The organism is uncultured Brachyspira sp., from assembly GCF_944388875.1.
In the GTDB taxonomy this organism is placed as follows: Bacteria; Spirochaetota; Brachyspiria; order Brachyspirales; family Brachyspiraceae; genus Brachyspira.
On sequence record NZ_CALXKQ010000033.1, the window covers coordinates 1 to 15252 of the forward strand.

General features: G+C 28.2%; 16 protein-coding genes. 8 read left to right on the forward strand and 8 right to left on the reverse strand.

Features of this window, described 5'->3' with window-relative positions; translation table 11 throughout:
* Positions 1 to 723, forward strand: a 723-nt coding sequence (locus Q0J69_RS13070) for a hypothetical protein (RefSeq protein WP_297208233.1), incomplete at its 5' end; no start/stop codon positions are given.
* A gap of 54 nt (positions 724 to 777) precedes the next feature.
* Positions 778 to 1377 carry a RecX family transcriptional regulator gene (locus tag Q0J69_RS13075; protein ID WP_297208235.1) on the forward strand — a complete coding sequence of 200 codons (600 nt, stop codon included), beginning with the start codon at positions 778 to 780 and terminating at the stop codon, positions 1375 to 1377.
* A 46-nt stretch (positions 1378 to 1423) separates the two neighbouring features.
* On the opposite strand, the gene Q0J69_RS13080 is transcribed toward Q0J69_RS13075, so the two are convergent.
* Complete coding sequence (locus Q0J69_RS13080; protein ID WP_297208239.1) at positions 1424 to 2707, reverse strand: adenylosuccinate synthase; 1284 nt, start codon at positions 2705 to 2707, stop codon at positions 1424 to 1426.
* Positions 2708 to 2893: 186 nt separating this feature from the next.
* On the opposite strand from Q0J69_RS13080, the gene Q0J69_RS13085 reads away from it, so the two are divergent.
* The 3 genes from Q0J69_RS13085 (at position 2894) to Q0J69_RS13095 (ending at position 5828) form a co-directional block, all read left to right on the forward strand.
* On the forward strand, positions 2894 to 4447 hold the full coding sequence (locus tag Q0J69_RS13085; RefSeq protein WP_297208241.1) for a DUF6348 family protein: 1554 nt from the start codon (positions 2894 to 2896) through the stop codon (positions 4445 to 4447).
* Between the two features lie 115 nt (positions 4448 to 4562).
* Positions 4563 to 5135 (forward strand): DapH/DapD/GlmU-related protein, encoded by a 573-nt coding sequence (locus tag Q0J69_RS13090; RefSeq protein WP_297208243.1) that lies wholly within the window; start codon positions 4563 to 4565, stop codon positions 5133 to 5135.
* A gap of 258 nt (positions 5136 to 5393) precedes the next feature.
* Positions 5394 to 5828, forward strand: a complete 435-nt coding sequence (locus Q0J69_RS13095; protein WP_297208245.1) for a hypothetical protein — start codon at positions 5394 to 5396, stop codon at positions 5826 to 5828.
* Between the two features lie 18 nt (positions 5829 to 5846).
* Here Q0J69_RS13095 and Q0J69_RS13100 read toward each other — a convergent pair whose 3' ends face one another.
* Positions 5847 to 6389, reverse strand: coding sequence for a hypothetical protein (locus tag Q0J69_RS13100; RefSeq protein ID WP_297208247.1), 543 nt, complete (start codon positions 6387 to 6389; stop codon positions 5847 to 5849).
* A gap of 175 nt (positions 6390 to 6564) precedes the next feature.
* Here Q0J69_RS13100 and Q0J69_RS13105 point away from each other — a divergent pair, with 175 nt between their 5' ends.
* Complete coding sequence (locus Q0J69_RS13105) at positions 6565 to 7551, forward strand: aldo/keto reductase (RefSeq protein WP_297208249.1); 987 nt, start codon at positions 6565 to 6567, stop codon at positions 7549 to 7551.
* A 75-nt stretch (positions 7552 to 7626) separates the two neighbouring features.
* Here Q0J69_RS13105 and Q0J69_RS13110 read toward each other — a convergent pair whose 3' ends face one another.
* The 3 genes from Q0J69_RS13110 to Q0J69_RS13120 are packed head-to-tail and all read right to left on the reverse strand — an operon-like array spanning position 7627 to position 10487.
* Positions 7627 to 8817 carry a peptidase M30, hyicolysin gene (locus tag Q0J69_RS13110; RefSeq protein WP_297208251.1) on the reverse strand — a complete coding sequence of 397 codons (1191 nt, stop codon included), beginning with the start codon at positions 8815 to 8817 and terminating at the stop codon, positions 7627 to 7629.
* 40 nt (positions 8818 to 8857) lie between these two features.
* A complete protein-coding gene (locus Q0J69_RS13115) occupies positions 8858 to 9454 on the reverse strand; it encodes an L-threonylcarbamoyladenylate synthase (RefSeq protein WP_297208252.1) in 597 nt (198 codons plus the stop codon).
* A 10-nt stretch (positions 9455 to 9464) separates the two neighbouring features.
* Positions 9465 to 10487, reverse strand: coding sequence for a diguanylate cyclase (locus Q0J69_RS13120; protein WP_297208254.1), 1023 nt, complete (start codon positions 10485 to 10487; stop codon positions 9465 to 9467).
* Positions 10488 to 10708: 221 nt separating this feature from the next.
* Here Q0J69_RS13120 and Q0J69_RS13125 point away from each other — a divergent pair, with 221 nt between their 5' ends.
* Together Q0J69_RS13125 and Q0J69_RS13130 are read left to right on the forward strand one after the other, a co-directional pair.
* On the forward strand, positions 10709 to 12064 hold the full coding sequence (locus tag Q0J69_RS13125; RefSeq protein WP_297208256.1) for an aspartate kinase: 1356 nt from the start codon (positions 10709 to 10711) through the stop codon (positions 12062 to 12064).
* A 131-nt stretch (positions 12065 to 12195) separates the two neighbouring features.
* A complete protein-coding gene (locus tag Q0J69_RS13130) occupies positions 12196 to 12606 on the forward strand; it encodes a DUF4234 domain-containing protein (protein ID WP_297208258.1) in 411 nt (136 codons plus the stop codon).
* A 79-nt stretch (positions 12607 to 12685) separates the two neighbouring features.
* On the opposite strand, the gene Q0J69_RS13135 is transcribed toward Q0J69_RS13130, so the two are convergent.
* From Q0J69_RS13135 to Q0J69_RS13145, 3 genes are all read right to left on the reverse strand, one after another.
* On the reverse strand, positions 12686 to 13777 hold the full coding sequence (locus Q0J69_RS13135; RefSeq protein ID WP_297208259.1) for a HEAT repeat domain-containing protein: 1092 nt from the start codon (positions 13775 to 13777) through the stop codon (positions 12686 to 12688).
* Between the two features lie 88 nt (positions 13778 to 13865).
* A complete protein-coding gene (locus Q0J69_RS13140; protein ID WP_297208261.1) occupies positions 13866 to 14501 on the reverse strand; it encodes an OmpA family protein in 636 nt (211 codons plus the stop codon).
* Between the two features lie 22 nt (positions 14502 to 14523).
* Positions 14524 to 15141: an OmpA family protein gene (locus tag Q0J69_RS13145; RefSeq protein WP_297208263.1), complete on the reverse strand. Its 618-nt coding sequence runs from the start codon at positions 15139 to 15141 to the stop codon at positions 14524 to 14526.
* Positions 15142 to 15252: the final 111 nt, after the last annotated feature.

Below are 15252 nucleotides of genomic sequence, written 5' to 3' on the forward strand. Positions count from 1 at the left end.
GTTACAAATATAGAGAGCATAAAAGAAAACACTGAAAATATAAGTGAAGCTACAAATATAGAAAGCATAAAAGAAAACACTGAAAATATAAGTGAAGCTGCAAATATAAAAAATGATCAAAAAATAGAAAATGAAAAACCTATTAATAAAAAAGAGAATATAATATCTAAAATATTTAATGGTATAAAAAACTGGTTTGTGAATACTATAATATTCTTAAAAAATAGTATAGTTAAAATATTTACTTGGATAAAAGACTGGTTTGTTAATAAAATAATTTTTTCAAAAAATCATATTGTTAAAATAATAATCGGTATTATAGTTTTGTCTATTATTATTTTTATTATGAGAAATAAGTTTATGCCTAATGCTGATATTTTAAATATAAAAATAAACGGTATAAACAGCAGCGGCATTAAGTTAAAAGTTACTTTATTAATTATAAACAATATTTTGATTCCTATAAAATTGAGGAGAATAGATGTAAAGTTATACAAAGATAATAATAATATAGGATATGGGAATAATATATTTTTTCAGACTTTAAATTTTAAAAAGTGCAACACTTTAGAATTAGATTTAACTGTTTATTATAATGAAGCATTTAAAAGCATGATACCTTATTTAACTAAAACATTTTATGGTAAGGCTCATGCATATGTTTCTTTTAGATTTTCATTTATCCCTATAACTTTTCGCATAAAGATAATCAAAAATATATAATATACTTGCAAAAGAGAGTATTTATTATATTATTTATATATGGTTATTTTGAAAATGAAATTAAAAGGCGATAAAATATATATAAAAGTATCAGGAGGGGATGTATTCAGCATCCCTAAAAACGGCACTTATGAGCTTGATATATACGAAGGAATGGAAATAGAATATGAAGAGATACCTCATATAAGAAATAAGGCTTTTGAGGCTGCGGCAAGAAAATCTGCTGTTTCAATTTTAAAAAGAGGCTTTATAAGTGAAGGAATGCTTAGAGAAAAATTATCTAAAAAAGGTCATAAAAAAAGATTTATAAGTTATGCTGTTTCTTACTGTAAAGAATATGATTTAATAGATGATAAAAGATTTGTAAAAATAGCTATTAATAGTTTGAAGCTTAAAGGCAAAAGCAAAAGACATATTATAGACTATTTAAAAAAATCTAAGATAAAAAGTTCATTGATAGAAAGAGCAGAAAACTCAATAAGTGATAAAAGCGATGACAAGGCATTGAAGGAAGCCATAAAAAAATATTATAGAGTTTATGAGCATAAAGATAATAAAGAAAATTATATTATAAAAGCTCTTATGAGAAAGGGTTTCAAATATGACAGAATAAAATATTTAGTAGGCAAGTATTTAGAAAAAAAGAAAGAATAAGCCTGCATATATTTCTATAAATGCAGGCTTTTTATAAAATTAATTATTAAAAAATATTTTTTATAACTATAGTTTCATCTCTTCCTGCACCTACTGATACGATAGATATTTCTGTTTCTATTACTTCGCTTAATCTTTTTAAATATTTTTTTGCATTTTCAGGAAGTTTATCAAACTCTCTTATCTCTCTGGTGCTTGTTTTCCATCCTTCAAACTCTTCGTATACAGGCTCTGCTTTTGAAAGTATTTCCAAATCTGCAGGATATCCTTCCAATATCTCGCCGTTATATTTATAGGCAACGCATATTTTTAATTTATCTAAATCATCCAATATATCAAGTCTTGTAACAGCAATAGAATCAAGTCCATTGACATAAGAAGCATATTTTACAACGCATGCATCAAGCCATCCGCATCTTCTAGGTCTTCCAGTAACAGTTCCGTACTCACCGCCTTTATCTCTTATAGCCTGTCCTATATCATCATTAAGCTCTGAAGGGAAAGGACCTTCTCCAACCCTTGTAGAATAAGCCTTTACAACTCCTATAACATTATCTATTTTTCTAGGACCCACTCCTGAACCAGTACAAGCCCCTCCAGCAGCGGGATAAGATGATGTTACAAAAGGATAAGTACCATGATCCAAATCAAGCATAGTAGCCTGTGCACCTTCAAAAAGAATATTCTTTTTATCTTTAATTGCTTTATTTAATATTGTAGTAGTATCAGCAACATAAGGTTTTAATCTGTCAGCATATTCTAAATACTCTTTTAAAAGTTCATCATAATTAAATCCGTCATGATTATAAAGTTTTTTAAGCAGCTTATTTTTAAGTTCAAGATTAAACTTTAATTTTTTAGCAAAAACTTCTTTATTCATAAGATCAACTATTCTTATACCCAAACGGCTAGATTTATCCATATAGCAAGGACCTATGCCGTTTTTAGTAGTGCCGAGTTTATTTTCTCCCAAATCCTCTTCCTGAAGCTCATCAAGAACTCTATGATAAGGCATTAATACATGGGCTCTGTTAGAAATTTTAAGATTAGATATATTAACTTTCTTTTCTGCAAGAGCATCTATTTCACCTAAAAAAACTTTAGGCTCTATTACAACCCCATTTCCTATAATACAAACTTTATCATTATATAGTATACCTGAAGGCAAAAGTCTTAATTTGTATTTAATATTATTAACTACAACAGTATGACCAGCATTGCTTCCGCCCTGAGAACGCACAACATATTCGCATTTGCCTGCAAGATAGTCTACTATTTTTCCCTTACCTTCATCGCCCCATTGTGTACCTACTATTATTACTGAAGCCATATATTCAAAACTCCTTTCTATTATATAAGTGTAAAACACACAAAGGCAATTATATAAATTTTTGATAAGAATTTCAATATACTTTTAATAGAAATATTTATATATTTATTTTGTAATTGAAATTATTGATAAAATATTGATGTTTTATTATGATTATATAACTAAAACATTAAAAGGATTTATAATATGGATGAGGATTTAGATTTACAGCTTAATAAAATGCATAATGAAGGCAGACACCATGATATAATAAAACTTATATTATCTCTTCCAGATGATAGTTTGGATGACGATATTAAAGGGCTTCTTGCTGTAGCTTATAATAATGTTGGAAATTTTGATTCGGCAATAGAAACTCTTAATTCATTAAATGAAGAAACTAAAAATCATCATACTTGGTTTTATAAAGTATCTTATGCCTATTTTGGAAAAACTGATAGAGATAATGCCATTGCAAATATAGAGAGAGCCATATTAACTCTTGAACTTAATAAAGATAATATAAGCATAGAAGAGTATGATTACTTTAATAATCTTTATAATGATTTTAAAAATGATATAACAAAAGACGGTATTCATTATACAGCAAGCAGAGTAGATATTGATAATGAAGATTCTCTTATTAAAGATATATCTTCAATTTTATCTAATTATAATATAGCAAATGAAATAGTAGAAGGAAGCATAGTTATAAAAGATTGGAATGTATTTATAAATGCATATATAGAACAGGCGGATGAAAGAAGTGCTGCTGTAAATTATTATATATCAAGTCCTAATTGGGACAGAGATATTTTTGAATGCTGTGCTAGTATTGGAAATGATGCTAGTACTGCTGTCGGACTTTCTAATGGAAGTTTTGCTTTTGGAATAATGACTGGAATAAAAGCCATGAATGAGGGAAGGATACTTGATGAGGCAGAAACTGAATTTGCGGGTAAAAAACATAAATGGAGAGTTTATACTAGTAATATTGTAAATATGGGCAATGATACGGGAATACCTAAAAATGTTAATACTTATTGGAATATGTTTAAAGATGATATATTAAAGCGTATAGGAAATCAGAAAATATGCTACATAAAAATATATGGTGCAAAGGCTAATAATGATTATTCTATAGGAGAGCTTAGAATAAATGATATTAATATACCAGAATTAAGTAATAAGATGAATGAGCATGTAAAAACTTGGGGATCGGCAGATTTTTCATCAGATAAGCAATTTTTCTTTTTGGTTCAGGATGAAGAAACTTATACTCCTTATCCATGCAGCAACGAAGAGATTTTTAATTTTGTTCAGCAGTATTCAAATATGGTTTTAAACTCAGAAGATACTGAAAAACTTGAGGCAATGATTTATGATTTGGTAAAGGATAATAGTTTAGCTTCCGATTTATTTTTGTTTCTTCCTGAAATATGTGCTGATAATGAGTTTTTTAATGAGGTTCATTCAGCAGAGAGTGTTAATTTTAATTTCGCTTCAAAGGATAAAAATCAAACTGTATATAAAACTCAGCTTTATACATATTATCTTATTAATAATTATATTTTTGAGCTTTTTGCAAATAGAATGTTTAATGGAAAAGAAAATGAGATTTATGCCAAGTTTATAAATATGAGTGCTTTATACAATATATATTCTCAGATAAAATCAGATTATGAGAAGAAGAATAAAAAACTTGAAAATATTGAGGTTAATTTGAGCTATAATGTAGATGATTCTTATATTTTACGCTGAATAATTCCATAAATAAAAAGCATAACTTTATATAATACAAAAATATAAATTATAGTATTGATTATATATTTATAGTTAATATAATAATTATAAAAAATATAAAGGATATAAGATTATGGAAATGAAAGAATTTATTGAGTATTGCAGGTCTGGAAATGCTATAAAAAGTACTGATAAAGAAAAAGGCACTTTATTATTTCAATGTTCTCAGGATGCAATGAAAGTAACAAATAGATTAAATAACAGCTACAATACCTCAGAAGAGGTTAGAAAACTTTTTGAAGAGCTTACAGGGAGAGAAATTGATTCAAGTTTTATGTGCTTTCCTCCTTTTTATACTGACTTTGGAAAGAATATTATAATAGGCAAAAATGTATTTATAAATATGAACTGCAATTTTCAGGATAGAGGCGGCATAATAATAGGAGATGGTACTCAAATAGGAATGAATGTAGCTATATCAACTTTGAATCATGGTTTTAATTTGGATGATAGGGATGTTACTTATGCTTCAAAAGTAGTTATAGGAAAAAATGTATGGATAGGTTCTGCTGTATCAATAGTTCCAAATGTAACTATAGGCGATAACTCTATAATAGCTTCAGGTGCTGTTGTAACTAAAGATATACCTTCTAATGTTTTAGTAGGAGGAGTTCCTGCAAGAATTATTAAAAATATAGTACCATAAATAAAACATTATTATATTTTTATGTTTTTATAAATATTAATTTATTCATTCTATATATTATAATTTTATTATTTTTATGATATACTAAAAAATAACAAAATTATAAATATAGTTATGATGAGATTAGCGAATACAAAATATATAAAAACATTTGATAGAGATTTTATAGTTTATGTACTTTTTATAAGGTATAGCTTAATAAGTAAAAATATTCTACCGATAATATGCAGGAATAAATGTAATGTTGGAATTTATTTTATGCATAAAGTTTACCTTCTATCTTTGATGAGTACATTGATACTTTTATCATGTGCTGAAAGAAAAGAGAGCAAACAGTATATGGGAAATATAATAGCGGAAAATACAAATACTGTTAATATTGATATAAAAAGCAGGGATTTTGATGCTATTAGTTTGATTAAAAATAGCTCATTTACATCTTATCCTAATATAAAAATAGAAGATTTGATATCATCGTTTAATAGTGTAGAATGGCAGGATTTTATAGCAGAAGATGATTATATGCGTTATATAGATATGATAGGTAAATATGATACCAATGAATATATAATTCAATTTAAATTATTAGATCATTACAGATGGGAATTGTATGCATTTGAAATAAATAAGACAGCCTATTCAATAGATGAAGTTTCAAGCAGTTTATATACTATCTATACAAATCATAAATAATATATAAACATTATTAAATTAATAATTATAAGTTAATGATATGCTTGCTCTTTTAATATCAATAGGTCCTGCTGTTCCTTTTGATATTTTTACCTGAATTGATTGGCTTCTGTCTATATCATCTCCGAAAGTCCAATCATTTTTCTGAGGCTCAAATATTCCTACAGTAGTGCCAGTAACACCTTTTTTGCCTAAAAATATTTTAATATCATAATAAACTATAACTATTCCTCTATTGCCTTTTATAGTTTCTTCGGTAATTTTTAAAGGAGCAACTAGAGATGAAGATTTAATTTCCTGTTCGGACATATTTTCTATATCCTTTCCGCCTATAACATAATATGTTTTGCCGTCAAGTTCAACAGCCTGAACTTCCTTATCTGCTCCGTATATAGTTGCTTTCATTTTCGGAGCTTCTTCTCTAGTAATACTGCCTTCTTTATCTTCGGAAGCGGTTTTGCTAATGTTATCAGAAGTTTTCTTATCCTCAGTAGGCTGCATAGTTTCACAGCTTAGAATTACAAACATTGAAATAACAGCAATCAAAAACCTTTTAAACATGAAACCTCCATAATTTACCTTGTATTTTCATATTACTTTATTTTCTCGGAAAATATTTTTTTAAAATTAAAGCATTTTTTATTTTTATATTCTTGAATAATTTTGTACTTGTATTATAGTATAACAAATAATAATTAAATTCATAAAATATTATTTTTAAATAAAGGATATAAAAATGCAAATTTCAGAAAATAGATATGATAATATGGTGTATAATAAATGCGGCAGGAGCGGATTAAAGCTGCCTATTATTTCTTTCGGGCTTTGGCATAATTTTGGTGAAAAATGCGATTATAATAATATGAAAGAATTAATTAAAACAGCATTTGATAATGGCATAACTCATTTTGATTTAGCTAATAATTACGGACCTCCTTATGGTTCTGCTGAAATTAGTATGAGTAAGATATTGAATGACGGTTTAAATAAATATAGAGATGAACTTATAATAAGCACCAAAGCAGGCTATGATATGTGGGATGGTCCTTACGGAAACTGGGGAAGCAAAAAATATTTAATAGCAAGCATCAATCAAAGTTTAAAGAGATTAAATATTGAATACGTAGATATTTTTTATCATCATAGAATGGACACTGAAACTCCTCTTGAAGAAACTATGGAGGCATTAACTAGAATAGTGAAAGATGGTAAGGCACTTTATATAGGTCTTTCAAATTATGACGGTGCAGCTATGGAGAGAGCTTCCAAATTGCTTGCTTTGGCTAATGTTCCTTTTATTATAAATCAAAACAGATATTCAATATTCGACAGAACAATAGAAAATAACGGATTAAAATTAAAAGCTAAAAAGCTTGGTAAGGGGATAATAGCATACAGTCCTTTAGCACAGGGTTTATTAACTGATAAATATATAAATGGAATTCCTGAAGACAGCAGAATAGCTGCGGATGGAAGATATTTAAAACGCGATGCAATAACAAGAAGAAGATTAGAACAGATAACAGAACTTAATAAATTGGCAGATAAAAGAGGCGAAACTTTGGCACAAATGTCTTTAAGGTGGGTATTAAAAGACGAAGAAGTTACAAGCGTATTGATAGGGGCTTCTAAACCTAGTCAAATAATAGAAAATATAAAAATTATAAATAAAAAGAATTTTACCGATGAAGAGTTAAGAAAAATAGATGATATATCTCTATAATAAAGCAAGAGCTAATGCATACTAGATAACTAATATGCATTAGCCTTCACTTTAATTTAAGGAGTTAATATTTAGTTAGTAACCGTAAAACGAGGAATTTACAATTAAATATCTGTCTTTTCCCTTAGTATTAATATCAGGATTATAAACTATATATGTATTGTCCCCAAGCTCAACATATCTCAAAAGCGTATCATCAGACATAAAATCGCCTTTAACATAAATAGCAGAACCCGGTGCCATAGGACAATTATACTGAGTTGTGATAATTTTAGGTTTTGTAATAATCTTTCCATTATAGCCGTATAAGCCGCTTTTATCATTTTTATAATTAGCTTCAAGCCAAACAGCATAAAGCTCGCTCCAATCTTTAAATTGTTTAATATTTTTATTTGCCGCATAAAGTATGGCTTTATAAGTTCCTTTATATTCTTCAGGAGCATTAGCTATATCTTTATATATTTCAAAACCGTTTTTGGAATGAAGTCCAAGCCAATACATAAATAGTGAAACAGTAGCATATTTATGAACTGTATATCCCTGATTCCAATTAATAAAATAATCTCCTTTAGTTATCAAGTACATAGAATCTGTATTATAATAATTAAGTCTGTTTTCTGGTAATTTTCCTCTGTATGCAATTACTGCTGCTTCTGATAATGCCTCATCCACCCATACATCAAAAGAATTGCTGCTTTTACTTTCGAGCTGACTGTAATGTATAACATGATGAAGTTCATGTGCTATCGTGTTTACAACAGAGTCTATATTTTCCCAGCCGTTTATATAATCTAAAAATATTATATTTTCATCATCATTTTTTATTTCATCAAGTCCGTCCAATATGGAATAACCCTGCATATATGGTTTATCGCCTGTATAACCTCCGTTTATATCCATTATTAAAAGAGTTAATTTTCCTTTTAATTTGCCGTATAAATATTCTTCTAAGTCATATATATTTGAAGTTTCTGCTATTATTTTTTGCAAATCTCTTTCATTAATTTTTAGTCCGTTTTCTAAATATACATCTATTTTTGAAGTAGAATATATATTTTTAGCTTTTAAACTTTCTTTTGAATAATTGTTATTTATATATCTTACAGCATTAAATACTTTTTCTGTATTTTTCCCATTATATATATTATAACTTGCAGGACTTTTTAAAACTTCATTTAAACTGGAATAATCTTTTGAATATATAAAATTTACTGATAAAAAATTGCATGTTAAAATAAATATAAGCAGTATTAAATATTTTTTCATAATTTCAACTCCTTATATGTTTTATAAAATTATCGGAATATTAGATATTTAAATGAACATTACCCTGACGTAAAATTTTATTTTCGATGCAGTCATATAGTGTAGAAGGAATTTTATTTTCTATTGTGCCAGCATTAACTATTAAATCAACTTTATCTTTATATATTTCTGCTAATTTATTTCCATCTAATATAACACCGTATCCGCTTGGATTGGCAGAAGGAGCAACAATAGGAGGAGTAGATTTTAACACAGCTTCCATATACTCATCTTTTGGTATTCTTAAGGCAACTGTAGATTTTAAATATAAAAAGTTTTTTTTAAGAGAATCAGAAAGCGGCATAATAAATGTAAGCTCTCCCGGTACATTCTTTTTTACAATATCAGGAACTTCAGCATTTGAAAATCTATAGCAGTATTTTATATCTTTTATAAGTATTAAAAGCGGCTTATCTTTTTCTCTTTCTTTTATTTTATAAATCTTATTTACAGCATCTACATTAAAAGCATCAGCAAGCATACCATAAACTGTATCGGTAGGAGATATAACTACACCGCCTTTATTTATAACCTTTATAACTTCTTCTGCGGTATGCTCTATGCTTTCTCTGCTGTTTTTATCAAGATTTATTACCATAATTAATAATTTACCTTTTAATTAAAGTAGGGTGAACAAATACGCTTGCGAATCCGCGTCTTTTGGCATTATGCAATGCTAATAAAACAGGAGCTATTTCTTTATCCATGCCTTCTATATGATAATTTTTTTTGTATGCTGTGTATGATATTCCTGCTGAAATTGTATATTTTATTATCATTCCATTATATTCAAGTTCATTTTTATCAACGAAATCTCTTATCTCTTCAAGTTTTTTATCATAGAATTTTATATTCATTCTATTGAATGCTACCATAAATTCATTATTGTCAAAACGTGCAAGTATATCTTCTCTTCTTGTAGATTTTCTAAGCACTTCTGTAAACTTAAGCATTATCTCTTCAGCAGCTATTATTCCAAATTCATTTATAATATCTTCAAGTCCGTCTATTGAAAAACATGCCAAAACAATAGTTTCTTCATGTCTTACAGTTTCATAAAGAAGTCTTGTAAACTGCTCATAAAACTCTTTTTTATTCCATAATCCAGTTTCTAAATCAACATTAAGTATATCATCATACTTTTTTTGTGCTTCTTTATATGACTGATAATTTCTATTTGAAACTTCTGTCATATCATTTAAAGAGTTTTGAAGATAATCAGCCTGCTTTATTAATTTCTGATGCTCAACATAAAGTTTTCTATATTTTAAACAGCTGTTCACTCTAACTACTAATTCCATTTGATCGAAAGGAATAAATATAAGTCCGTCAATACCCAAATTGAGTGCCTCTTCTATAAACTCCATTTTTCTATATGGAGTGCTTAGAAGAATAACAGGTGTGCCTTTCGTAGATTCCTGATTTTTGAAAGTATCAAGCAATTGCAGTCCTTGAGAATCTCCTATATCAGCATCGAGCAGTATCAAATCTATAGTACTTTCATTGGCTATATTTACAGCCTGCGAACGCGATTTTGTTGCTATAGGATTATAATGTCTTTCTCTTAGTATATCAACAAACCTCTCTAATAGGTCTGATCTGTGTTCAACTACTAAAATGTTTTCATTCATAATTAATTACATCTTCAAAGTATAAATTATTATACTACAATATCGTAAATTTATAGAATATATTAAATAAAAAATAGATTTATAATTCTTAATTAAGATTATATTTAAGTTAATATATTTTAATATTTTTCGATACTTATATCTTGATAGAATTGAAATAAAAATAATTATATGTTATCATGTATAGTAATTTTTACTATAAAAAATGGAGGATAAGTAAAATGAAAGTGGCAAAATTTGGAGGCTCTTCAGTAGCAAATGCAAGTCAGATAAAAAAGGTTGTAGACATAGTTCTAGCAGATAAGGACAGAAGAATTGTTGTAGTATCTGCACCCGGAAAAAGACTTAAAGAAGACACCAAAGTAACCGATTTGCTTATTACTCTTGCTGAAACTATTATTTCAGGCAAAGATGGTAAATTAGAATTAAAAATTATTATAGAAAGATTTAAAAATATTATAGATGAACTTTCTCTATCTCATGAACTTTTAGAAGAAATGCAAAATGATATTTTAAATAGAATAGCTGAGGATAAATCTCTTCCTACAAAGTTTATAGATGGTGTTAAGGCATTAGGAGAGGATTTATCTGCTAAAGTAATTGCGGCATATATTAATTCTCTTGGAGTTAAAGCCAAATATGTTAATCCTAAGGATGCTGGGCTTTTACTTTCTGAGGAATTTGGAAATGCTACGGTACTTGAGAAATCTTATGCTAATTTAGCTAAATTAAAAGATGAAACTTCTTTGGTGATATTTCCTGGATTTTTTGGATATACTGAAAAAGGCGATGTAGTAACTTTCCCTAGAGGTGGAAGCGATATTACAGGTGCTATTTTAGCTAAAGCAGTAAATGCAGAAGTTTATGAAAACTTTACTGATGTTGACGGAGTATTTGCAGCTTCTCCTAATATAGTAGATAATCCTAGATTGATAGATGAGTTTACATACAGAGAGATGAGAGAATTAAGTTATGGCGGATTTAATGTTCTTCATGCTGAGGCTTTGCAGCCTGTTTATGAGGCAAATATTCCTGTTCATATACTTAATACGAATAATCCTTCTGCCAAAGGAACTAAAATAGTTGCTAATAGAAATAAAAGTATAAATCCTGTAGTTGGTGTTTCTGGAGAGGCTGATTTTTCTTGTCTTTATGTTAGCAAATATTTGATGAACAGAGAGGTTGGATTTGGAAGAAAACTTTTAGAGATAATAGAAGATGAGAATATACCCTATCAGCATGCTCCTTCTGGAATAGATAATATATCAGTAATTGTTAGAAACTCTGCTATTACAGAAGAGAAAGAAAAACGTATATATGAACGTGTACGTGATGAACTTAATGTAGATAATATTTATTTTGAGCATGGTCTTGCTTTGATAATGCTTGTAGGAGAAGGTATGCAGCAATGTGTAGGTGTTTCTGCTAGGGCTATGCATTCTATGGAGAAATGTAATATCAATATTGAAATGCTTAACCAAGGTATAAGCGAGGTTAGTATTATGATAGGTGTAAAGGATGATGATTTGAATAGAGCTATAAAAAGCATATACAAATCTTTCTTTGAAGAGCAGTAATAAAATAAATAATAATAAATAATTATATAGGCTTTAATTAGTAAAAATTAAAGCCTATTTTTTTACAAATAATTGATTTTTTATTTAAATATAGTAGAATAGCTCAAAAATATATGATGGAGATAAAAATTATGCAAAAAGGAACAGTTAGAAGTATTCCTATGCTTGTAATTTTAATTATAGTTACATGCGGAATATACCATATTTATTGGCTTTATAAAACCACAGATGAAATCAAAAATTTTATGGAATCTGAAGATATAAATCCTACATTAGAATTGATATTAAGCATAGTAACTTGCGGTATATATACTTATTATTGGTATTATAAATATGGTAAAATAGTTTATTTAGAAATGACTAAAAAAGTTGGATTAGATAATACTGAAGATAATACTGTATTATTAATTGTATTAAATTTACTTATGTTTATAATACCTCCTGCTATACTTCAGGATAAATTAAATACAATATGGAATAGTATAAATGATGATGATATAAAAGCTATAGAAATACATCCTGAAGAAAATGATAATCAATAAAGATAAAAAGTAAAAAGGCTTACCATTTAGGTAAGCCTTTTTTATTATAAAAAAATTAATTAGTTGTATTTAATGTATCTTATATAGAAGAAGAGCTTTCAGAAGAAGATGATGTTCCTTCAATTACGCTTTTAGCCAAATCTTTTATTTTTTTATTTGCAGAAGATTCAGATAATGATTTTATAGCTTCAAGCATATTTCCTGTAGGCGGAGAATCTTTATATAAATTAAGTATTTCAATAGTGATAGCCTCAGAGTTATCATTTTTAAGTCTGTATATTAAAAGCTCTTCAATATCAGTTTCTGCTTTGTAATTACCCAAAGCCTTAATTGCATATATGCGTACAGAGTCGCTGTCATTTTTAGCCGCTTCTACTATATCTTTTTTTACATCTCCGTATGAGCTGTATTCTGGAAGAACATATATAACTCTCGCTGTAATTTCAGGCAAGTCTTCATCTAACAGCTTCTGAAGTATCTCATAATTTTCAGCACTAGGATAAGCACCCAAAGCTACAACAGCCATATATCTCACTAAAGCAGGCTCTCCTGCATTCTGTGAAGAAGTTTTGCATATATCTTCTCCTTTAGGGTCTTTTGTTTCACTAAAATATCTTAGTATTTCAACTTTTGTACTTGAACCTATTACATTATTTGTGTACTGTTCAAGCAGATAATCAGCCGCCATTGATGATTTTATAGAACCTAATGCATTTATCATACTGTCCAATACTAAACCTTTAGCATTTGTTATATCTGCCATGATATAGGATTCAAACTTAATATCTGGGTAAATAGAACATAGATAGTAGGCATCCTTACGTACGCTGTCATTTTCATCCTGAATGGCATACTCTATAATAGATTTTGCATTATCATTTTTTACCTGTTTGAAGAAGTTAATAATTTCTGATTTAACTCTATTATTCATCTCTTCAGGATAATGATTAGCAATCATAGCAATATCAGCTTCATTTTTAGTATTTTTAATTTTGCCTATAGTAGCTATTTTCTGAGAAGGCGTGCCGTATTTGAAAGTCTTTTCAAATTCAGGATTTGGTAAACCTAAACTAGCATTTGTAGTAGGGTCAGGTGATATCTCTGGTGTTGTAGTTTGTGCAAACATTTCCAAACTAATACAAAGTAAAAAAATAAATATTATCTTTCTCATAAACAAATAATAAAAATCTCCTTAAAAGTTATATAATAAAAAAATCCCCTTCAATTTATAAAATTAAAGGGGATAATGTTTCTAAAAATTAATTTCCTTGATATGTACTTTCTGCTTTAACATCCAATTTGGAAATATAAGTATTATAAGTCATCATATCTTCTTCACTTTCTATAATAATAAATTCATATCTTCTTAAATCATCTTGAGAAGGGTATTCAGGTAAAGCCTCTCCTAAAGGACTTTCTATAATTCTGTTTGAATCTATTCCTCTCTCTAATAAATAAGTCTTGCCGTTTTTTGCCCTCTGTACAGAAAGGTTATAATTATAAGGATAAGCCTTTCCTCTATTGCTGGTATGTGCTTCTAAAACTATAGTTGTATTAGTATTATTATTTAAAAACTCTATTACTTTAGCAAATGATGTATCAGCTGCTGCGGGCATATTAGTTTCTATAAACTTAAAAATTATTTTAGGATTAGTTTCAAGCACTTTTCCTCTTTCTGTAAGTCTTATAGAAGTATCAGTAGGCAAATAAAGCTCATTAGAAACATGCTCTTCATTAATTTCTTCTTCATCCATAACAACAACTTCTTCTTTTTCCTCCTCTACAGGAGCAGGATCATCAGCGATAACAACATCTTCTGGAACACTGCTTTGTGTAGTCTTACATGATGCCAAGACTAATATTGATAAAAGAAATATAAATAAAATTTTTTTCATTATTTAACTTCGAACCTCGATATTATTTTGTTTCAGCATTAATATCGACAGTTTTAGCAAAATCGTTATACTTTTTCAAATCATTATCATCCATTATTATAATGAACTCGCATCTTCTATTTTCGCTTAGAGTAGGATATTCAGGCAAAGCCTCTCCGAAAGCATTTTTTAATAATTTACTGTTGGCAGCTCCTAATTTTATTATATAATTAAAGCTGGTATCAGATCTTCTTTTAGACAAATCATAATTATAAGGAGCAGGACCGTCTTTGCTTGAATTACCTTCTACCATCACTCTGATATCAGGATTATCATTAATTATTTGATAAACTAAGTTATATGCTTCTTTATAGCTTCCAATTTCTATAGTTTTGTCAAAAGCAAATTTTACCTCATAATTGTTTGCAGGCTTTCCTACATCTGTTTTAGATTTAGGATCATGAAGTACTAAAACATTTCCTCTAGATGTGCTTCTAACACTTGCACCGTCTGGAAGATTTAATCCCTTTTTAGCTGTTTGGTTATTAGCTTGCTTAGTGTTGAATCCAGAACTGTCTTCAGGACCTGTGGCTACTGGGGCACTTTTACAAGCTATAATAGATATAAAACTTAAACACATAATTAAAACTATTTTTTTCATAACTTTTTTCCTTAAAAGAACTGTATTTTAATTTTTTGCAATATTATGCTAATAACAATTAACATAACACTATACTATAACAAATACTTAAATATTTTTGTAAAATATTTA